General features: G+C 46.1%; 18 protein-coding genes, 3 tRNA genes and 1 pseudogene. 8 read left to right on the forward strand and 14 right to left on the reverse strand.

The features are described 5' to 3' along the window. Positions 1 to 47: 47 nt before the first annotated feature. The 3 genes from OH460_RS25130 to epmB form a co-directional block, all read right to left on the reverse strand. The gene (locus OH460_RS25130; protein WP_050633676.1) at positions 48 to 536 is read right to left on the reverse strand and encodes an MgtC/SapB family protein; all 489 of its coding nucleotides are present in this window, start codon (positions 534 to 536) and stop codon (positions 48 to 50) included. Positions 537 to 641: 105 nt separating this feature from the next. Continuing rightward, positions 642 to 1,172, reverse strand: coding sequence for a prepilin-type N-terminal cleavage/methylation domain-containing protein (locus tag OH460_RS25135; protein ID WP_171369302.1), 531 nt, complete (start codon positions 1,170 to 1,172; stop codon positions 642 to 644). 13 nt (positions 1,173 to 1,185) lie between these two features. Next, the gene (epmB, locus tag OH460_RS25140; RefSeq protein ID WP_269999927.1) at positions 1,186 to 2,208 is read right to left on the reverse strand and encodes an EF-P beta-lysylation protein EpmB; all 1,023 of its coding nucleotides are present in this window, start codon (positions 2,206 to 2,208) and stop codon (positions 1,186 to 1,188) included. A 33-nt stretch (positions 2,209 to 2,241) separates the two neighbouring features. Here epmB and efp point away from each other — a divergent pair, with 33 nt between their 5' ends. After that, on the forward strand, positions 2,242 to 2,808 hold the full coding sequence (gene efp / locus OH460_RS25145) for an elongation factor P (RefSeq protein WP_004741343.1): 567 nt from the start codon (positions 2,242 to 2,244) through the stop codon (positions 2,806 to 2,808). 264 nt (positions 2,809 to 3,072) lie between these two features. Here efp and OH460_RS25150 read toward each other — a convergent pair whose 3' ends face one another. Next, positions 3,073 to 4,320 (reverse strand): aromatic amino acid transport family protein, encoded by a 1,248-nt coding sequence (locus OH460_RS25150; protein WP_269999929.1) that lies wholly within the window; start codon positions 4,318 to 4,320, stop codon positions 3,073 to 3,075. 340 nt (positions 4,321 to 4,660) lie between these two features. Between OH460_RS25150 and OH460_RS25155 the strand changes: the two genes are divergently transcribed. Next, positions 4,661 to 5,341 (forward strand): nitroreductase family protein, encoded by a 681-nt coding sequence (locus OH460_RS25155; protein ID WP_269999930.1) that lies wholly within the window; start codon positions 4,661 to 4,663, stop codon positions 5,339 to 5,341. A gap of 94 nt (positions 5,342 to 5,435) precedes the next feature. On the opposite strand, the gene OH460_RS25160 is transcribed toward OH460_RS25155, so the two are convergent. Next, positions 5,436 to 6,431 carry a histidine ammonia-lyase gene (locus OH460_RS25160; RefSeq protein ID WP_269999931.1) on the reverse strand — a complete coding sequence of 332 codons (996 nt, stop codon included), beginning with the start codon at positions 6,429 to 6,431 and terminating at the stop codon, positions 5,436 to 5,438. A 120-nt stretch (positions 6,432 to 6,551) separates the two neighbouring features. On the opposite strand from OH460_RS25160, the pseudogene OH460_RS27480 reads away from it, so the two are divergent. Next, positions 6,552 to 6,629: pseudogene (locus OH460_RS27480) on the forward strand (hypothetical protein); the annotation flags it as partial. 116 nt (positions 6,630 to 6,745) lie between these two features. On the opposite strand, the gene frdD reads toward OH460_RS27480, so the two are convergent. Genes frdD through frdA form a run of 4 tightly spaced genes read right to left on the reverse strand, consistent with a single transcriptional unit; the run spans position 6,746 to position 10,126 of the window. Next, positions 6,746 to 7,132 carry a fumarate reductase subunit FrdD gene (frdD, locus tag OH460_RS25165; protein WP_004741337.1) on the reverse strand — a complete coding sequence of 129 codons (387 nt, stop codon included), beginning with the start codon at positions 7,130 to 7,132 and terminating at the stop codon, positions 6,746 to 6,748. Positions 7,133 to 7,144: 12 nt separating this feature from the next. Next, positions 7,145 to 7,528, reverse strand: coding sequence for a fumarate reductase subunit FrdC (gene frdC, locus OH460_RS25170; protein ID WP_008219063.1), 384 nt, complete (start codon positions 7,526 to 7,528; stop codon positions 7,145 to 7,147). Between the two features lies 1 nt (position 7,529). Then, the gene (locus tag OH460_RS25175) at positions 7,530 to 8,294 is read right to left on the reverse strand and encodes a succinate dehydrogenase/fumarate reductase iron-sulfur subunit (protein WP_116869747.1); all 765 of its coding nucleotides are present in this window, start codon (positions 8,292 to 8,294) and stop codon (positions 7,530 to 7,532) included. Continuing rightward, positions 8,294 to 10,126, reverse strand: coding sequence for a fumarate reductase (quinol) flavoprotein subunit (gene frdA, locus OH460_RS25180; protein WP_105057806.1), 1,833 nt, complete (start codon positions 10,124 to 10,126; stop codon positions 8,294 to 8,296). The genes OH460_RS25175 and frdA overlap by 1 nt, the downstream gene beginning before the upstream one ends. A 451-nt stretch (positions 10,127 to 10,577) precedes the next feature. Between frdA and epmA the strand changes: the two genes are divergently transcribed. Further along, positions 10,578 to 11,549: an elongation factor P--(R)-beta-lysine ligase gene (epmA, locus tag OH460_RS25185; protein WP_171730488.1), complete on the forward strand. Its 972-nt coding sequence runs from the start codon at positions 10,578 to 10,580 to the stop codon at positions 11,547 to 11,549. Between the two features lie 57 nt (positions 11,550 to 11,606). On the opposite strand, the gene OH460_RS25190 is transcribed toward epmA, so the two are convergent. The 5 genes from OH460_RS25190 to rsgA form a co-directional block, all read right to left on the reverse strand. Further along, a complete protein-coding gene (locus OH460_RS25190; protein WP_171730489.1) occupies positions 11,607 to 12,494 on the reverse strand; it encodes a DMT family transporter in 888 nt (295 codons plus the stop codon). A 152-nt stretch (positions 12,495 to 12,646) separates the two neighbouring features. Then, positions 12,647 to 14,527, reverse strand: coding sequence for a methyl-accepting chemotaxis protein (locus tag OH460_RS25195; protein WP_269999933.1), 1,881 nt, complete (start codon positions 14,525 to 14,527; stop codon positions 12,647 to 12,649). Positions 14,528 to 14,821: 294 nt separating this feature from the next. Further along, positions 14,822 to 16,237: an SLC13 family permease gene (locus tag OH460_RS25200; protein WP_269999934.1), complete on the reverse strand. Its 1,416-nt coding sequence runs from the start codon at positions 16,235 to 16,237 to the stop codon at positions 14,822 to 14,824. A 266-nt stretch (positions 16,238 to 16,503) separates the two neighbouring features. Continuing rightward, complete coding sequence (gene asd, locus OH460_RS25205; protein ID WP_269999935.1) at positions 16,504 to 17,415, reverse strand: archaetidylserine decarboxylase; 912 nt, start codon at positions 17,413 to 17,415, stop codon at positions 16,504 to 16,506. A gap of 125 nt (positions 17,416 to 17,540) precedes the next feature. Beyond that, positions 17,541 to 18,596 carry a small ribosomal subunit biogenesis GTPase RsgA gene (gene rsgA, locus OH460_RS25210; RefSeq protein ID WP_198777996.1) on the reverse strand — a complete coding sequence of 352 codons (1,056 nt, stop codon included), beginning with the start codon at positions 18,594 to 18,596 and terminating at the stop codon, positions 17,541 to 17,543. A gap of 149 nt (positions 18,597 to 18,745) precedes the next feature. Between rsgA and orn the strand changes: the two genes are divergently transcribed. From orn to OH460_RS25230, 4 genes are all read left to right on the forward strand, one after another. Next, positions 18,746 to 19,291, forward strand: coding sequence for an oligoribonuclease (gene orn, locus OH460_RS25215; protein WP_004741326.1), 546 nt, complete (start codon positions 18,746 to 18,748; stop codon positions 19,289 to 19,291). 180 nt (positions 19,292 to 19,471) lie between these two features. Beyond that, positions 19,472 to 19,547: transfer RNA gene (locus tag OH460_RS25220), tRNA-Gly, on the forward strand. A 51-nt stretch (positions 19,548 to 19,598) separates the two neighbouring features. Continuing rightward, positions 19,599 to 19,674, forward strand: a tRNA-Gly gene (locus OH460_RS25225). 53 nt (positions 19,675 to 19,727) lie between these two features. After that, a tRNA-Gly gene (locus OH460_RS25230) sits at positions 19,728 to 19,803 on the forward strand. Positions 19,804 to 19,815: the final 12 nt, after the last annotated feature.

The following is a 19,815-nucleotide window of genomic DNA, read 5'->3' on the forward strand; positions in this document are numbered from 1 at the left end:
AGAGGCCGTGCATTTAGGTCTTGAGGAAAAGGCTTTGAAGGACGGTACTATTTCTTCACGCGGCCTTTTCTCATCCATTTCTGGTGAACCCCACGACGTAGGCTTTGGAAACTGTTTTCCACCTTATCGACACCAAGCAAGATCGCCAATGCTAATAGCGTGATAATAACCGATTGTGAAAGGTGACCTAGCGCTATCATCATCCCAAGTGCTGCCAATACCCAAATAATGGCAGCTGAAGTTACACCATGAATTTTGCCATCGAGTGTCATCATCACACCCGCACCCAGGAAACCAACACCAGTAATGATCTGACCAAGTACACGAGCCTGATCGAGTGTGTTTGGAGATAGGCTAATCGCCATGGTAAGGAAGAAGTAGGTACCACTGATGATCAGAATCGAGGTTCTGATACCTACCGGCTTGCCGCGTGTTTGTCGCTCGATACCGATTAACGAACCACACAGCATACACACAGCAAGGCCTGCCCAACTAAAGGGGGCAAGGTTGAGAGTTTGTTCTATAAATTGTGTCATATCACCCCTCCTAAAAATTTAGAATAGAGCCGAGTATGCTAATAATAGACCGGACGATCGAACAAAAACTTTTTGTCTTAACGATTGATTGAGGTTACTTAAAACCTAGCAGCCGCTTGTGGTTAATTCAAAGGTCGGTGCGGAAGAGGAGGTAGCTTCGTTATAAAGTAAGAAGCAATCTTCCGAAGACTTTTTCTTACTCTTGGTCATGAAGCGAATCCAAGGTTCATTTCTAGAAGTATTGTGGAAGTACCATTCAGCAGGGTCATTTTCGTTAAATATTGAGTCGGCAAAAGTACTCTCAATCAGTAAGCTCCATGCGTTCGCAGAGTCTGCTGCAGGATATCCATAAACTAGTTCTATGTTATCCCCTTCGATAGTGATTTGTGCAGAACTCAACTTTTCTAAATTTCGTTGTATAGCTATCGGATAAACCATATCAGCAGCTCCCTGCATACCACCTCTTAAGCCTTGAAGGGCTGATATACGAGCATCGCTTTGAAGGTTGAGAAATTTCGAAGCCGCCGTTACAGAAACAATGCCCAGAATCACGATCACCACAACCAGTTCAATAATGGTAAAGCCTTTTGAACGGTGTTTCTGGGCTGGTGGAGTAACAGCTGCATGGTGTTTCATGGATAGGACTTCTCTATTCAATGTGTAGGTCGAGAGGTGTCTTGCTGCTGCGACCACCGATCTCGCGGGTTAACTTGGGTACTAGGTAGCCAGAAACCTCAGAGATTAATCCCTTGAAGTGATGCTTCGCCTCTTCATCAGAGATATAGAAATGAGCGGCGCCCTGTACCTTATCAAGTACGTGCATATAATACGGTAAAATGCCGGCGTCGAATAGCTTTTCACTTAATTCTTTCAATGAGTTAGCGCTATCGTTTACGCCTTTAAGCATGACGCCTTGGTTAAGTAGAGTCACGCCACTAAGCTTCAATTTATGGAAGACTTGTTTAAGTTCTACATTGATTTCATTGGCGTGATTAATATGGCTCACCATCACTACATTTAGGCGAGTCTTAGATAAGATTTGGCACAGTTCGTCAGTAATACGAGCCGGGATCACCACTGGTAAACGACTATGTATACGAACGGTTTTCACATGTGGAATTTGTTCGATAGCATGAATCAGCCATTCGATTTCGCTGTCTTTGGCCATCAATGGGTCACCGCCCGAAAGGATAACTTCGTTGATCTCTGGATGCTGAGCCACATAGTCGAGGCTGGTTTGCCACACCGACTTTGAGCCCTTATTGTCTTGATAAGGGAAGTGGCGGCGAAAGCAGTAACGGCAGTTGATCGCACAACCGCCTTTCACAATCATCAATGCGCGGTTCTTGTATTTATGTAATAACCCCGGGATCGCGTTGTCTTGCTCTTCTAATGGATCGGCCGAGTAGCCCTGATGAACCTCAAACTCTTCGCTTAGCGGCAAAACCTGTCGCAGCAAAGGGTCGTGTGGGTTGCCTTTTTCCATTCGTTCGACAAAGCTAAGAGGAACCCGAAGCGCAAATAACTCACGTGCAGCAAAGCCTGCTTGCCACGGTGTTGGGTCTATTTCCAATGCTTCAAGGAGTTTTGTCGGGTCTGAGATCGCATTCGATAGTTGTTTGAGCCAGTTTTGCTCAACAGATTCGACTTTTCGGGTTATGATATGCGGCATTGAAATCAACTCAAAGATGTGTAAGAGGAAATCATGGCGTCAGTAAGCACCAATGAATTCAAAGGCGGTTTAAAATTCATGATGGATAACGAGCCTTGCTCAATTATCGAAAATGAATACGTTAAGCCGGGTAAAGGCCAAGCGTTTAACCGTGTAAAACTTCGTAAACTGCTGTCAGGCAAAGTGTTAGAGAAAACATTTAAGTCAGGCGATACAGTAGAACTAGCTGACGTTGTAGACGTTGAACTAGGCTACCTATACAGCGATGGCGAATTCTACCACTTCATGAACAACGAGACATTCGAGCAAATCGCTGCTGAAGTAAAAGCAGTTGGCGACACAGCTAAATGGCTAGTTGAAAACGACGTATGTACTCTAACGTTGTGGAATGATAACCCTATCACAGTAACTCCACCAAACTTTGTTGAGATCGAAGTAACTGATACAGATCCTGGCCTAAAAGGCGACACACAGGGTACTGGTGGTAAGCCTGCAACTCTAGCAACTGGCGCGGTAGTTCGCGTACCTCTATTCATCGCTATCGGTGAAGTTGTAAGAGTAGATACTCGCACTGGCGAATACGTTGGTCGTGTGAAGTAACTTGATTGTACTCACCTTGATTTAAGGTGGTTCAGTTAAATGAAAAAGGTCGTTTATGAGCGACCTTTTTTTGTATTAAAAAAACAGATGCGAGTAAACGGGATTCGGGATGCGAAGAGCTTGAAGGGCAGATGAGTGTAAACGAGATACGAAAAACAAAAAAAGCAGAACAAAATAGTATTGTGCTGCTTTGATTCTTTTCGCTCTTAAGCTCTTCGATACTCGTTTACCCGAATCCCGTATCTGCTTTTCGTCCCTAACCCACTATGGCTTAACTAAACTAAACACTAAAGCGCTCACGGCGACGACACCCACCAACAAGATGAAGACGCACGATGAATCCTTTCTATAGCGGCGTAACGCCTCTACCTTGTGCACGGCCACCATAGGCATGACGAATAAAATCATCGCGATCACAGGCCCAGATAAGGCTTCCATCATCCCTAAAATGCTTGGGTTGACTATCGCTACCACCCAGATCGATGCAAACAGCGAGATTATTGTCACTTTATGAGCCAAAGGTGTGGATAGGGAGGTACTTTTGGTCAGCATCCCGACCATGCTTTCTCTCGCACCTAAGAAGTGGCCAATAAATGATGATGTTATCGCTAGGAATGCCACGATCGGGCCAAGCGTCGCAATGAACGGGTTGTCTTTAACGTTGGCCAGGTAAGACAGAATCGACACGTTTTGTTCCTTCGCTTGTGCTAGCTGTTCAGGAGACAGTGTCAAAACACAAGAAAATACAAACAGCATCACAAACAGGATCAGCATGATGCTGGTGCGTTGTAAGATGTGCTCTGATTTTAATCTTGCGCTGCCATCGTAATGGTTGCGTTGAGCGTGGGCAAAAGAAGAGAGTGCTGCTAAATGACTGAATGAGAAGATCACCACTGGCGTCGATAGCCATAGCGTGCTGCCCAAAGAAGATAATGAAGGCATTGTCAGCTCAGGAACCTGCCAGCTTGGAATCAAGTAGACAGACAAAAATAGCAGAATCGCGACTAGGGGATACACCATCAACGAGAGTGTACGAAGTATGATCTTCTCGCCAGCGATCATCACTGCGATCAACCCTGTCACTAAGGCTCCTGACAGAAAAGGTCGCGGCAGTGATTCTAGTCCAGCTTGGTTAACCATAAAGCTATCGACGGTATTCGTTAATCCGACACCATAAATTAATAAAATCGGGAAGATAGACAAAAAGTACAGCAGTGAAATGATTTGTCCTGCGGTAGCTCCAAAATGTTCAGCAACCACATCAGTAAAGTCTGCGTCTTTTTGGCTGGAAGATAGAACGAAGCGAGTAAAGCCACGGTGCGCTAAGAAAGTCATAGGGAACGCTAAGGCTGCCATGATGAGCAGGGGAACGAAACCACTGAGGCCTAGGTTGATTGGTAAGAAGAGAATACCAGCTCCGACAGCTGTACCAAATAAACTCAATACCCATTGAGTATCGTGCTGTGTCCAACGCCAGCTTTGACTGTTTAAGGCTGTATCTGATTGGTGCATGGATAGGTAACCGTTTGTATAAGAAAGGGGTGAATGCTAATGGTTTTATCAATGACTTCAATTTAAACAATGGGTTGCGATTATGGTAATCGCAAAAATCAAAATCAAAGGGCTCTTATTAGTGATAGAGGTCGTGCTATTAACTTTCTTTATTTGCGCTAATGATGAGCCTCAAATGCGTTCTCAAGCGACTTTTTAAAACCAATTGATGTGAGGCAAAGAACAGTTGGTGAATAGTTGAACTGCATCTCACTATCACGTTGCTTTGACAAAGATGAACAGGCGAGTCGAAAATTTGTGACTATAGTGAATCAAACACCAGTAAGCGCAAGGAAGCACTATGTCGACACCAGAACAACATCATCCGCTTAACGATTTTGTGGAATATCCGCCACAAGAAATGGCAGCAAGATCACTTCATAATCTTGAGCAACTTCAGAGGCGCCATTCAATTCGGAGCTTCTCTGCTCGCCCTGTGGCAAAAGACGTGATTGAACACTGCATTCGAGCGGCAGGAACCGCCCCGAGTGGTGCTAACCATCAGCCTTGGCATTTTGTCGCTATTAATAGTGCCGACGTTAAAGGGCAGATACGCCAAGCTGCTGAAGAGTTGGAACATTCTTTTTATCAAGGTCGAGCAGGGCAAGAGTGGTTAGACGCACTTAAACCTCTTGGCACCAATGCCAGCAAACCTTACTTAGAAAAAGCACCATGGCTCATTGCGGTGTTTGCAAAGAAGAAAGGCGGCACGACGAACGATGGCGAACAAGTCAATTATTACGTGCATGAGTCTGTTGGGATTGCCACTGGTTTTTTGCTTCAAGCGCTACACAATGCTGGCTTGGGTACCTTGACTCATACACCCAAGCCAATGAGTTTCTTGAGTAAGATTTGTGGACGGGACAATGAGGTCGATCGCCCTTACATGTTAATTGTTACCGGCTACCCTGAAGAGGATGCGACCATCCCCGAACACGCGATGCATAAGAAGTCACTGGATGACATCGCTACCTTTCTTTGATGAGTATATCTCGATGAGATACAACCCGTAGCTCACAACAAAGCTGGCAAGATGCCAGCTTTGTTGTTTTTATCTTTGCTTTTTTATTAGTCAGTTACTTATTGGCAAAGAAGTGTGTCTCTAGGTAGTTGTTTAACGGCATAAATGCAGGGTTAGCCCAAGAGACAAATACAGAGGCTGGATCACTATCTAAATTACCAGAACCGACCTCTCCAGCGATTTTGAACTTAGTACCTCTTGAACCGATCAGTTCACCGCCACCTTCACTCAGCTTTGGAGAGACTTTGTATTCGTAAATTAAACCAAGCAGTGAGCCTGGGTTCAGGTTTGCATTGGTATCTTCATGTATAGGGTCAATCTTACCATTGGAAATGTCATTTCCGTCATCATCGGTTGTTTTACCACCCTCAGTACACGGGTTTGGTGTCCCCAATGCTCGCTGAGCTGTCAACTGGCCGTTTCCGTAGTTACATTCGTTGAAATGGAGCGACTCCATACCAGCGACAGATGCCAGGCCATCTTGAACGGCAAGCACCACTCTAAATGTGTCGTATGCGTCACTCAAGTCCGAACCTAACAGGTTGTTTTGGTTATCATCGACGTAGTAATCAAAAAGCTGCATCAGCTTTTGGTATGTCGTCGATTTTTTTGTCTCGTCTTTCCCGCCAAGAGCGGTATACACCAACTCAACACCATCTACGATTTGTTTCGCTTGGCTCAGTGCAATAACAAATTGGTCAGCGGCTGTAGAGCCATCAGGTTCTGTCTCCATGACCCCTATGATTAGGCTTTTCTTGTTCAACTGCTTTTGAACGTCTTCACTTGCCCATGTCGTAAAGTTCTTTACTTGGCTTATTACACGTTGGTGCTGTTCATCCGTTACGGTTGAATTCGCTTTTAATACGTAAATTCCGTTCTCGAAGTTACAGTTTGGTACATCTGTAGCTGTTGAGCAGTTATCTACAGATGAATAAACGGTGACTAGTGACTTTGGTTTCGCTGATGATGTCGAAGTCGAAGAGTTGCCGTTAGATGAGCTATTACAACCCGCCACGGCCAGGGTAAGTAATACTAAAAAGATAGGTTTCATAATATTCACCAATTTAATTAAACGGGTGTGAGTGATTTGTTTTTATTATTTGTCGCAACGGTATCATTTAGTGAAATGAAGGAATGTAAGTCAGCGTAAGCCTATGTAAGGGGGGGGGCAGTTCGCGTGCCTCTATTCATCGCTATCGGTGAAGCTGTGAGGGTAGATACGAAGAGCGGAAAGGGCAGATGCGTGTAAACGAGATGCTAGATACGAAAAACATAAAAAAGCAGAGCTGGATAACCTAGCTCTGCTTTTAGTTTTTTCGCTCTTAAGCTCTTCGATACTCGGTTACCCGAATCTCGAATCTGCTCTTAAATCATAAAGATGAAAATAACAGACAGCGCGCTAATTAGGCCTGCAAAGAAGTAGCAGCCCACTTTACCTGCAACGCCGACGTGGAATTTCAGGTCGTGCATGCCGTGGTGAAGACGGTGCATAGCATGCCACATTGGCAGTGCTAGTGTACCGATGATAAATAGTGCACCGATAATGCTAGTGGCGAACTCTGACACACGCTCGTAGCTCATTGCTTCTGCATCGATGATGCCCATTGGCACTAAGATACCTAACACTAGAATCGTGATTGGCGTGATCATCGCGAACCAAGTACCGCCAGCGCCGAATAGACCCCACCAGATTGGTTCATCAGAACGTTGAGGGTTGTGGTTCACAGGTTTCACTTTGTAATTTGTGTTCATAACGAAAGCTCCTTACACCACAACAAGAACGATTAAAGAAATAAAAGCCACCGCAGCCCACTGAGTCAGTACGATGATTCTTTTATCTACCAATTTACCTTTTAGGCGGATTGGCATCACTTGAGGCATCATGCTGAAGAAGGTTTGAGCGTGCATTAAGCTACCTAGCAGTGCCACGATATTAATACCGACAATGATAGGGTTCGCCATAAAGCTCAACCAACCAGCCCACGCTTCAGGGCCCTTCACTAGTGCACCCAAACCAAAGGTTAGGAATACAGTGAACAGAATCAAAGGCAGTACAGTTGCTTCACGTAGCATGTAGAAGCGGTAGAACGGATGGTTGCTCCACCACGTTCTCTTCATCTCACGAACATAAGGCTTACGATTGCTCATCTTATGCCTCCTCTGCAGTTTTGACTTGAGAGCCGTCAGGTTTGAACATCGAGATAACGAAGTCCATTGAAGACTCAACTTTACCTTGGTTAACCGCCGCTGCTGGATCTACTTTCTTCGGACATACTTCAGAACAGTAACCAACAAACGTACAGCCCCAAGCGCCATTTTCACCATTGATAAGCTTCATACGCTCATCTTTACCGTTGTCACGGCTATCTAGGTTGTAACGGTGAGCAAGAGTCAGTGCCGCAGGGCCGATGAACTCAGGGTTCAGACCAAATTGAGGACACGCTGCGTAACAAAGACCACAGTTGATGCAGCCAGCGAATTGTTTGTACTTCGCCATTTGCTCAGGTGTTTGTAGGTTAGTGCCGTCTTCAGGTTTACGGTCGTTGCCAATGATGTAAGGTTTGATAGCTTCAAGGCGCTCGATGAACGGTGTCATGTCGACAATCAAATCTTTCTCGATTGGGAAGTTAGCAAGCGGCTCGATAGTCAGGCCGTTCGGGTAGTCACGTAAGAAGCTCTTACACGCTAGCTTAGGCACACCATCAACCATGATGCCGCAAGAGCCACAGATCGCCATACGACAAGACCAACGGTATGAAAGGTCTTTGTCTTGGTGATCTTTGATGTAACCAATCGCATCAAGTACCGACATGGTTTCATCGAAAGGTACTTCGAAAGTCTGCATGTAAGGTTCTGCATCTTTCTCTGGGTCGTAGCGCAGAATGTCTACTTTTTGGATACGGTTCGCTGACATTATGCTTGCTCCTCTTCGCTCTTCTCATCTTTCTTAGCATTCGCTTCTGCAGCTTTTTCAGCGGCAGCGGCTTTTTCTGCTGCTTCACCGTATAGACGAGCTTTAGGTTGAGATTTAGTAATCTTCACGCCGCTGTAGTCGATAGTTGGTGCTGCATCTTCGTTGTAGAACGATAGAGAGTGCTTCAGGAAGTTCACGTCATCACGTTCTGTGCAGTTGTCGTCTAGACGTTGGTGTGCACCGCGAGACTCTTTACGAAGGATTGCTGAGTGAACCATCGCTTCTGCGACTTCTAGGCCGTAGCCGACTTCGATAGCGTAAAGTAGGTCAGTGTTGAACACCTTGCCTTTGTCTTTAATGCTGATCTTCTTGTAGCGCGCTTTCAGTTCAGTGATCTTGTTGATGGTCTCTTGCATCAAGTCTTCTTGACGGTAGATACCACAGCCCGCTTCCATGGTATGACCCATTTCAGTACGGATATCAGCCCAGTTTTCGTCGCCTTCTTGGTTCATCAGCGTTGCGATGCGATCTTCAACCGCTTTTACTTGCTTAGCGATAGACTCTTCATTCCAGCCCTTGAATTCAGCAGCGCGTTTCACGGCGTGTTCACCAGCGACGCGGCCAAATACCACGAACTCAGCCAGAGAGTTAGAACCAAGGCGGTTTGCACCGTGTAGGCCAACTGAAGCACATTCACCAACCGCGAATAGGCCTTTGATGCGAGTTTCACAAGTACCGTTAGTTTCGATACCACCCATGGTGTAGTGAACGGTAGGACGGATTGGGATTGGCTCTTTTGCTGGATCGACGTTTACGTAGGCTTTTGCCAGCTCACAGATGAACGGTAGACGCTCTTGCAGGTACTCTTCACCAAGGTGGCGAAGGTCAAGGTGTACTACATCACCAAGAGGGTGCTTGATGGTGTTGCCTTTTTGCTGCTCGTGCCAGAATGCTTGAGAAACTTTGTCACGTGGACCCAGTTCCATGTATTTGTTTTTCGGCTCGCCCACTGGAGTTTCAGGGCCCATGCCGTAATCTTGTAGGTAACGGTAGCCGTTCTTATTAACGATGATACCGCCTTCACCACGACAACCTTCGGTCATCAAGATGCCAGTACCCGGTAGGCCTGTTGGGTGGTATTGAACGAACTCCATATCACGCAGTGGTACACCGTGGCGATAAGCCATAGCCATACCGTCGCCGGTCACGATGCCGCCGTTGGTATTACAGTGGTAAACACGACCTGCGCCACCCGTTGCTAGAACAACCGATTTTGCTTTGATGGTAACAAGCTCACCTTCAGACATATGAATCGCGATAAGGCCTTGTACTTCGCCTTCTTCAACGATCAAATCCACCACAAAGTACTCGTCAAATCGTTTGATTTGGTCGTACTTCATCGAAGTCTGGAACAGAGTATGAAGCATGTGGAAGCCAGTTTTATCCGCTGCGAACCACGTTCTCTCTACCTTCATACCGCCGAATCGGCGTACGTTTACTTCACCGTTTTCTTTACGACTCCATGGGCAGCCCCATTGTTCCATTTGGATCATTTCGCGAGTCGCGTTTTCAACAAAGTATTCAACAACATCCTGTTCACATAGCCAGTCGCCACCGCCAACAGTATCGTTGAAGTGGTTATCTAGGCTATCTTCGTCTTTAATTACCGCTGCTGAACCGCCTTCTGCTGCTACCGTGTGCGAACGCATTGGGTAAACTTTAGAAATCAGTGCTACTTCCAAATCAGGATTAGCTTCAGCTGCTGCAATAGCTGTACGAAGACCAGCGCCGCCTGCGCCGATGACTGCGATATCTGTGGTAATTGTCTTCACAGTTATTCTCCAGTGTGATGCGGAGTATTCCGCTTGTTATTATAAAAAGCCTATTTAGAGAGCAGTAAACGGCATCAACCGATCATCACCCCTAAGCCTTAAGTGGTAGGTTCAGTGTAAGAGAGGAGGGGGTTTGAAAAATTGATGTATTTAGGTTTTTGCTTCGGTAATGCATATGGAGGCATAGAATTTATAGGTTATGTGACTGCAATCACGGCAATCAATTATTGATAACGATTCGTCCACAGGGCTTGTGTTAACGGCTTGTTGAGTATGATTTTTGTTATCAATGTTGGGTGGGGTTGAATATTAATAATTGTATTGTAGAACGTGATTTTATGGCTTCATATAAACAGCACGACGGTTTAATAAAAGCAAAGATAGAAGCTTACAAAAGCAGCGAAAAGTGATAATTTTCGTCGCCTAGAATTCAGTGATATGGAACTTAGTAATGCACTCTACATGGCAACCTGCCGCAACCATTAAGCAGTTAAAGCAACGTGCTGATATCCTTAGTCAAATCCGCCAGTTTTTTGCAGAGCGAGACGTGATGGAGGTCGATACGCCAGCTATGAGTCACGCCACGGTGACCGATGTGCATCTGCATACCTTCAAAACTGAATTCGTCGGCCCAGGTTACGCGCAAGGGCAACCTCTGTTTTTTATGACAAGCCCTGAATTTCATATGAAGCGCTTGTTGGCAGCAGGTAGTGGTTGTATTTACCAAATTTGTAAGTCGTTTCGTAACGAAGAGAACGGCCGTTACCACAACCCCGAGTTCACTATGCTGGAGTGGTACCGTATCGGTTTTGATCATCATGACTTAATGGATGAGATGGACTTGCTCCTACAGAAAATCTTAAAGTCAGGCGAGGCAGAGCGTATCACTTACCAACAAGCCTTCATCGAGGTGCTAGGTGTGTGTCCGCTTGAAGACTCTATGGATACTCTAAAACAAGCGGCAGCCAAGCTTGGGTTAAGTGATATTGCCGACCCTGAAGAAGACCGCGATACCTTGCTGCAACTGCTATTTAGCGTGGGTGTCGAAGAAAAGATTGGCCAGACAGTGCCCGCATTTGTTTATGACTTCCCAGCTTCACAGGCGGCATTAGCTAAGATTAACCCGAATGATTCGCGAGTGGCTGACCGTTTTGAGGTGTACTTCAAAGGTATCGAGCTGGCAAACGGCTTTCATGAGTTAGATAAGCCACAAGAGCAGCTTAAGCGCTTTGAAGAGGACAATGCCAAGCGTATCGAGATGGGCTTGTCGCCTCAACCGATTGACCATCACTTGATTGAGGCATTAAAAGCGGGCTTACCTGCTTGTGCTGGTGTTGCACTGGGTATTGATAGGTTAATCATGCTGGCTTTGGGTTACGACCATATTGATGATGTGACCGCTTTCCCATTCCCACGTTCTTAACTTTAGTTAGCAGAAGTTAGCTAGCAGCTCGATTAGCTGACCAGAATACCAGTGCCACTATCTTACTAGGATACCTGTGCCGACCACTGCAACAATGGCACCGATCCAAGCATATGCGTTTGGTCTCTGCTTGGTATACAGCCATAGAATGGGCAGCAACATGATAGGTGTGGTTGAAGAGAGTAGAGCAACCATACCGACATTCCCTTCCTGCAGTGCATACAAGATCAGCGTCATTCCTACCGCCATTGCAAGAAAGCCGTTCACTGCGGTAATCACGAATATTTGACCATTCATCGGATTCAGTGCGCGTGAAAGCTTGGCGCCCGTTAAACGAAATGCGGAATGGGCGACAAAGGCGGTGATCATTCGAATAGCAGAAGCGGCTACTGGGTCGATGCTAGTTTGCATCACAGGTTTGGCAATAATACCGCCCAATGCTTGGCAGATAGCGGCCGTGATGCCCAGAGCAACACCAATCCACACGGTGCCCTTGATGGTTTCAAGCTGGTTGTTTGCTTGGCCTCGACGACCAAAGAAGATCGCAGTTAATACACCACTAAATACCAAGGCCGAGCCAATAAGCTCGCCAGAGGTCATGCTCTCACTAAACAGGAAGTAACCGAGAATCGCAGAGAACACAGCGTGACAAGAGAACAGTAAGCCAGCTTGGCGCGGGCCCATTCGGTTCAAACAGGCAAATAGGGCGGTATCACCAATGAAGATGCCAATCAGCCCTGATAGCATCATCGGTGTGACTAAGTCTGTTTCGACAGTTGACCAGCCACCCGTAAACCAAGCCATGCTTGATAAGATGACCGCAGTGCAGCCCATACGCCAGCGGCTATAGGCAAAAGAACCTAAGTGTTGAGCAGGCTTTACGGACATTAGGCTTGCGATAGCCCAAAGAAAAGCAGCGGCGAGAGCCAACCATTCGAACCCCATCGATTAACAGTCCTTGTGTCTGGGATAAATTAGCTCATCAATATGCATCAAACCGAACTGAGAACAAAGCGATTCTTAATAAATGCACCGCTTTGCTCCTCAGTGATAGGTTTTCTCCAGTAATCTGTTTCGCTTGTCTAAATAGCGAAGCCTTATACCTTAAAGCGCTCTACATCTCGACGCATCGACTCTGCAGCACTACTCATCTCATTTGAGCTATTGCGGCTGCTTTCCGCTTGTTGGGCTAGGTCGTCAGAGGCATCTTTGATCCCTTGTGTATTACGGCTGATGTCTTCGCTTACTGCTCGTTGCTCTTCGGCTGCGCTGGCTATCTGCAGTGCCATGTCGTTGATTTCACTGATGGCTTGGGTGATTTTAGACAGGCTGTCGTGCGCTTGTTCTGCGAAGCCAACACTGTTTTCTGCCAGTTGAGTGCTGGTGGTCATGCTATCAACCGCATGTTCAGTATTCTTCTGTAGGGTATCGATCATCACACGGATCTCTTCCGTCGAGCCATGCGTTCTTTGGCTTAGCACTCGAACTTCATCGGCGACAACCGCAAACCCACGACCTTGCTCGCCCGCACGTGCCGCTTCAATGGCAGCATTCAATGCCAATAGATTGGTTTGTTCAGCAATGCCTTGAATGGTGGATAGAATTTGGTTGATGCTTTGCGCGTTGTTTTCCAGCTCTCGGATAACATTGGCCGCGTCTTCTACTTGGGTCGCAAGGCTAGTGATGGCATCGCGGTTCTGTTGAATCACTTCTTGGCCGTCATTACACGCGGTTGCAGAGGCTTGAGAAGCGGATGCGGTTAATTCTGCATGGCTCGCCACTTCGGCTGCGGTAGCCGACATCTCATGAATTGCAGTCGCAATCTGGTTGATATCGTTTTGTTGATTCTCCACACGAATCGAGGATTGCGTTGCCAACTGGTTGGCTTTTTCGGCGTGGTTGTTTAAATCGTGGCTATGCTCAACGACACCTTTCAGCATGCTCTGCATTTGACTTAAGAATTGGTTCACCAGCTCAGCAAGCTTACCTATCTCATCCATGCGGGTGATATCGATTCGTTGAGTAAGATCACCTCGACCTTGAGCAAGCTGGGTCAGCGCTTCTGACAAGGTTTGTAATGGGTAAAGCAGTCGATTGATGACCATGGTGCTAGCGATTGAAATCACGATGTACAGAATAAGTGAGGTTAGGGCGATGAATTGAATCGCATCAGTGACCGCAGAGAACGCCAGCTCTTTATCGATAACAATGCCCAGAGACCAATCGGTATTCGGCACGTTAGCAATGTAAACCAACTTATCTCCCTGACTCGGCCAAGCCAATGTGGTGATCGTTTGGTTCTGAATCAGTTGTGACACTCGGTTTGCGGTCAGCTCTGGATTTAAGCTTGTGAGTGGCTTCTGACTTAATGCTTCATCGCTGTACGCAACGATGTTGTTGTTACCATCCACCAAGAAGGCGAAGCCATCGTTATCCAGTTTTACGTTGAGAACCGTATCGATAATGCTCGTCACGGTTAAGTCCGCAGCCAGTACGCCCTGCTTTTGGCCGCTAAAGGCTTTCGCAAAGCTGATGACGATACTGCCATCGAAATCTTGATACGGTTCAGTAATGATCAGCTCGGATGCGGTATTCGCATCTTTGTACCATGGACGCGTGCGAGGGTCGTAGTCTGCTGGCCAACTTTCCGTTTTATCACCATAAGCGATCGTGCCATCGCTAAAACCAGCATAAACAGACAAGAACTGCCCGGCTTGTTTGGTGATCAATAATTCGCGGTCTGAGTTACTGTTGCTTGAAATGGTTGGCTCATTGGCCAGCATCATGTCACTGCGAGTCGAGAGCCAGTCGGCAATGTAGTTGGTCGTCCCTACACTGACATTCTTCATTTCTTGGTTGATCGCGACTTCAGTCTCTTGAGTTAGCTGGGTAACCGATATCCAAGCTTGGGTGCCACTCACGACGGCGATAATGATCGCAATGGCGATCTGAATTTTAAATTTAATAGTATGTCTCAAGGTCCATTCCTCTCTGATTAGACAAAAACCTAACTACAGTGACGTACTTGATGGTGAATTGATGTGTCTCTGATGCGTGTATAGTGCCGCTGTCTTAGGCTGAATGACTGTGTTTGAAATCATAAATTCTTAATATATTGGCTCTGCTTTTTGTAAAACAGTGAAGTAAAATCACAGTTACCTGTTGATTGAAATGTTAGTTAATTGCTTGGGGTGGAGTGGTATAGATCGAAAAAAGCGCTAAATTTACATTTAGCGCCTTAGTCCGGAGTAAGGGTGATCGTTGAACGTCTTTTAGGTGATGATGAACAACGCGAGGTAAACCATCAACAAGCCGACAATCCCCAAGATGATCCCCATCTTCGCCATGTCTTTGCTTTCGATAAGCCCGGTTGAGTAAGCCAGTGAGTTGGGTGGTGTCGATACTGGAAGAATCATGCCGAGTGATGCTGAGAAGGCAACCACAACCAATAATCCTTGTAAGCCACCAATCGCAACTAGGCTTTCCATCGATGCGCCAATCGCAGCGGCTATTGGCATTAGTAAGTTGGCCGTAGCGGTGTTCGACATGAAGTTTGCCATTAACCAACACACGATGGATAGCGTGATGACTACAGCTGCAGGGGACAGCGACTCATAGTCTATCGCGTGTGCTAATGCAGAGGCCAAGCCTGTTTTATCTAAGCCGATACCAATCGCAATACCACCGGCGACTAGCCACAACACATCCCAGTTGATCAGCTTGAGCTCTTCTTTACCCATGATGCCGGTCAAAGTGAAGACCGCCAGTGGAATGATAGAGACCACATAGGTGTTCATGCCGTGCAGCTTGGTGGTCATCCACAATAAGATGGTGGCGGCAAAGGTGACGTAAACCACGATTGCTCGCCAGCTCTTTCTGAATTGCCCATCGAGTTTAAGCACCATGTTTTTCTGCGTGGAAGGGAAGATTTTCTGAAGAAGGAACCAAGCAATGGTGAGCTGGATGATCACAAAGGGTAAGCCCATCATCATCCAGCTCAGGAAGTCGATGGTGTTTTCACCGGTCAGGTATTGCAGTGCGATGGCATTGGGAGGCGTACCGATTGGTGTTGCGATACCACCAGTATTAGCGGCAATCGGAATACACAATACGAGTGCTTTGATCCCCATATCGCCTTTTGGTGCAGAAGCTACGATAGGCCCAAGCAGAGCTAGCATCATGACAGTGGTTGCGGTATTCGACATAAACATTGAGAACACGGCGGTGATCAGCATTAAGCCAAGCATGATGAAGCGCGGTTCTGTACCGAATGGTTTCAGCAGCACTCGAGCTAGGTTGTTATCGAGTTCGTACTTAGATGCCGAGATTGCGAGAGCAAAGCCACCCATGAATAGAATGATGATTGGTGATGAAAATGCACCGAATATGTCGGTATATTTAATTAATTCACCGAGATCGTGTCCCGCTGGTGGATTTCGAAATAGGTGCAGACCTTTGTCGGAAATCATCACCAGTTCAAGTGCAATGATCAGTATTGAGGTGGCGAAAACTGGAACGGGTTCAAGTACCCAAAGTAGGGCAGCAAGTAGAAATATCGCTAGCAGGCGGTGTTGAATCAGCGTCAGGTCATCGACAGGTATTGAATCTATTGGCATGAATAACACGCCCAAGGGAATCGCAAAACAAATCAACAGCTTGACCAGAACGCCAACATTGAGTTTAGGCATGTACAAAGACCCTATGAATAAAATATCTTCAAATAGAGTAAGTTATCTGGATTTTTGGTACTTGGAGACGGGTTGGAAAATCAAAAAGTTGTTTAAGGTTTCGGCAACTGTTTTGTTTTTGGTCAATCTTTTATAGCGCTGATTTATGCATTGCTCTTTTAGGTCAGGGCTTAGGGGTATTGGAAGGTTAGAGGGCTGGGTAATAAAAAGGCACGTTATTCATTCAAATAACGTGCCTTGAAAGCTAAATGAGTTTACTCAAATTATTACGCTTGGTCTGTGTTCTCTACTGAATCAACAGCTTCAGTCTCAACTTCTTTACCAGCGATGTGCGCGTAAGGCGTACCAAGAACCGTTTTCTCGCCATTTTGCATCGTGTCGTCGAACTTGATTGCACCTTTCGCAAATAGGTTGATAACCGTTGAACCAAGCTTAAAGCGACCCATTTCTTCGCCTTTCTTCAAGATGATTGCTTTATCGCCTTGTGCTGGGTAATCCCATTTGTACACAGAGTTACCACGTGGTGGAGTAATCGTGCCAGCCCATACTTGCTCGATGCTACCTACGATAGTTGCGCCAACCAGCACTTGTGCCATTGGGCCAAATTCCGTATCGAAGATACACACTACGCGCTCGTTACGTGCGAATAGGTTTGGAACGTTCTCAGCTGTTAATGGGTTAACAGAGAAAAGGTCACCTGGAACGTAGATCATCTGACGCAGTGTACCATCACATGGCATGTGTACGCGGTGGTAATCACTTGGAGATAGGTAAAGCGTTGCGAATTCACCGTCTTTAAACTCTTCAGCAAGACCTGCATCACCACCTAGCAGCTCACGAGCAGAGTAGTCGTGGCCTTTCGCTTGAATCAGTTGACCGTCAGTGATTGGGCCAAATTGGCTTACGCGAGCGTCGGCTGGGTGAACGATAACAGAGTCACCTTCAGCGATAGGGCGCATACCGTCTTTCAATTCACGTACGAAGAATTCATTGAATGTTTTAAAGTGTTTTGGATCGCTATGTAGCGCTTCATCCATGTTTACTTTGTATTGTTTGATGAACCAATTGATGATCGCTGTCGTTAAGCCGCCCGCTTTAGCAGACGCCAGTTTGCCGACTAGACGAGTTAGTCCATGTTGTGGAATCCAGTACTGCAATCCAACTTTAATCTTATCCATTGTATTAATTTTCCAATGCTATGTGTTTTTCAATTCAATCTGTCGATGACGCTTTAGGGCGCGAGATGTTACTTAAATTCGCGCCAATTGTCAGTAACTGCACATATTTGTTCACAAAAACGCGATTAAAGGTCCGCTTTTTTGTTTCGTGAATACTGACGGTTGTCTTTGTTGTTGACCATGCTCTCAATGATGCGGTGGTAGTTGTCGAAGCGTAGTCGACTGATCTTCCCATCCTCAACGGCTTCACGCAGGATGCAGCCTGGATCATCATTGTGCTTACAATCGCGGAACTTACAGCCGCCAAGGTAAGGCTTGAACTCAACGAAAGCTTCGGTGATTTCATCGGCTTCTAAGTGCCATAGACCAAACTCACGAACTCCAGGTGAATCGATTAGGTCACCACCTGAAGGGAAGTGGTACAAGCGAGCTGCTGTAGTAGTGTGCTGACCAAGGCCTGAGTTTTCAGAAACTTCACCTTCTTCGATGTCGAGTGTCGGCATTAGCGCATTCACTAGGCTCGACTTACCTACACCAGATTGGCCAACAAAGATGTTGATACGGCCTTTAAGTTCAGCTTCTAGCTCTTTAATGCCGTAGCCAGACTCTTTACTCACGAACATCACTTTGTAGCCGATCTCTTCGTAAATTTTCAGTGTCTCTTGGTACTCAGCAATTTGCTCTTCAGTCAGTAGGTCGACCTTGTTGAGTACAACAAGCGGTGCGATTTTTACTGTTTCTGAAGCAATTAAGTAACGGTCGATAATATTAAGCGATAGCTCTGGAAGTACAGCAGACACGATAACCATCTGGTCTACGTTAGCCGCAACCGGTTTTAGGCCGTCGTAGTAATCAGGGCGAGTCAGCATTGAGGTTCTTGGTTCAACCGCTTCCACAACACCTGAAATACCAGCCATCGACTCTAAGCCTGCACGCCAAGTCACTCGGTCACCAGAAACTAAAGTCTCGATACTACGGCGTAAGTTACAACGATGAACTTCGTTTGTTTCAAGATCTTCGATATCAGCATGTTGACCAAAGCGTGTAATCACGAGTCCGCTTTTGGTGCCACCAAGCATGTTCTCATCCCACTGGATAGAATCTTCTTTCTTGAGTCGCTTGTTCTGGTTGCTACGTACACGACGTACCTGACCTTTAGTTAACTTCTTTTTTTTAGCCACAATTTTTCACTTAACACATCTAACTTGATGATTGGGAACTCAAACTGGTGTTGCTGGTGCCATTTGATTTCGATGGTCCTAAAGCTAGTTTGAGTATAGTTATTTGGGTATAGTACCTCTTTTAAACATAAACAAATAGGCGACGCCTTATGTCCTTTAGCGATCAGAACCTAATTTGGGTAGATCTAGAGATGACAGGACTGGATCCTGAAACTCATAAAATTATTGAAATTGCGACTATCGTGACTGATAGTGAGCTTAACATCCTTGCTGAAGGACCTGTTTTGGCTATTCACCAACCTCAGAGTGAATTAGACAAGATGGACGAGTGGTGTACAACGACGCACACTGGCAGCGGGCTAGTGAAGCGTATTCAAGAAAGCACCATCACTGAGCAAGACGCTATCGAACAGACGATCGCGTTTCTTGAAAAGTGGGTACCAAAAGGTAAATCGCCGATTTGTGGTAACAGCATTGGCCAAGACCGCCGCTTCCTATACAAGCACATGCCTGAATTAGAAGAGTACTTCCACTACCGCTATGTCGATGTAAGCACCCTAAAAGAGCTAGCTCGTCGTTGGAAACCTGAAGTATTAGATGGTTTTTCTAAGTCAGGAAGCCACTTAGCATTAGACGATATTCGCGAGTCAATTGCCGAACTGCAATACTACCGAAAAACAATTATTAACATCTAGCCGGATAAACTGATCACGTTTGTCTAACTTTTCAGGGACATAAGAGCCAATTTTTTTGCAAATCTGTGTGCTTTTACAGCAGTTGAATAAAAAGTTTCGTAATTTTGCATTAAGGACTTGCATCACAAAAAAATGCTCTTATAATTCGCAGCCCTGAACGGCGAAAGACGTTTTCAGAATGCGACACTAGCTCAGCTGGTAGAGCGCAACCTTGCCAAGGTTGAGGTCACGAGTTCGAACCTCGTGTGTCGCTCCAATTTGTAGATTATGGCGAAAGCGGTAATCAGAAGGTGAGAGACCTTTCTATGCGATACTAGCTCAGTTGGTAGAGCGCAACCTTGCCAAGGTTGAGGTCATCGGTTCGAACCCGATGTATCGCTCCAATTTGTAGGTTACGGCGAAAGCGGTAATCAAAAGGTGAAAGACCTTTTCTAATGCGATACTAGCTCAGTTGGTAGAGCGCAACCTTGCCAAGGTTGAGGTCATCGGTTCGAACCCGATGTATCGCTCCAAATTCGCCTTTT

The sequence above is a fragment of the Vibrio sp. Makdt genome (genome assembly GCF_027587015.1).
In the GTDB taxonomy this organism is placed as follows: domain Bacteria; phylum Pseudomonadota; class Gammaproteobacteria; order Enterobacterales; family Vibrionaceae; genus Vibrio; species Vibrio chagasii_B.

Coding starts and splice junctions, on each gene's coding strand:
- OH460_RS25130 (WP_050633676.1), bottom strand. CDS start 536: ATGACACAATTTATAGAACAAACTCTCAACCTTGCCCCCTTTAGTTGG.
- OH460_RS25135 (WP_171369302.1), bottom strand. CDS start 1,172: ATGAAACACCATGCAGCTGTTACTCCACCAGCCCAGAAACACCGTTCA.
- epmB (WP_269999927.1), bottom strand. CDS start 2,208: ATGCCGCATATCATAACCCGAAAAGTCGAATCTGTTGAGCAAAACTGG.
- efp (WP_004741343.1), top strand. CDS start 2,242: ATGGCGTCAGTAAGCACCAATGAATTCAAAGGCGGTTTAAAATTCATG.
- OH460_RS25150 (WP_269999929.1), bottom strand. CDS start 4,320: ATGCACCAATCAGATACAGCCTTAAACAGTCAAAGCTGGCGTTGGACA.
- OH460_RS25155 (WP_269999930.1), top strand. CDS start 4,661: ATGTCGACACCAGAACAACATCATCCGCTTAACGATTTTGTGGAATAT.
- OH460_RS25160 (WP_269999931.1), bottom strand. CDS start 6,431: ATGAAACCTATCTTTTTAGTATTACTTACCCTGGCCGTGGCGGGTTGT.
- frdD (WP_004741337.1), bottom strand. CDS start 7,132: ATGAACACAAATTACAAAGTGAAACCTGTGAACCACAACCCTCAACGT.
- frdC (WP_008219063.1), bottom strand. CDS start 7,528: ATGAGCAATCGTAAGCCTTATGTTCGTGAGATGAAGAGAACGTGGTGG.
- OH460_RS25175 (WP_116869747.1), bottom strand. CDS start 8,294: ATGTCAGCGAACCGTATCCAAAAAGTAGACATTCTGCGCTACGACCCA.
- epmA (WP_171730488.1), top strand. CDS start 10,578: ATGCACTCTACATGGCAACCTGCCGCAACCATTAAGCAGTTAAAGCAA.
- OH460_RS25190 (WP_171730489.1), bottom strand. CDS start 12,494: ATGGGGTTCGAATGGTTGGCTCTCGCCGCTGCTTTTCTTTGGGCTATC.
- OH460_RS25200 (WP_269999934.1), bottom strand. CDS start 16,237: ATGCCTAAACTCAATGTTGGCGTTCTGGTCAAGCTGTTGATTTGTTTT.
- asd (WP_269999935.1), bottom strand. CDS start 17,415: ATGGATAAGATTAAAGTTGGATTGCAGTACTGGATTCCACAACATGGA.
- orn (WP_004741326.1), top strand. CDS start 18,746: ATGTCCTTTAGCGATCAGAACCTAATTTGGGTAGATCTAGAGATGACA.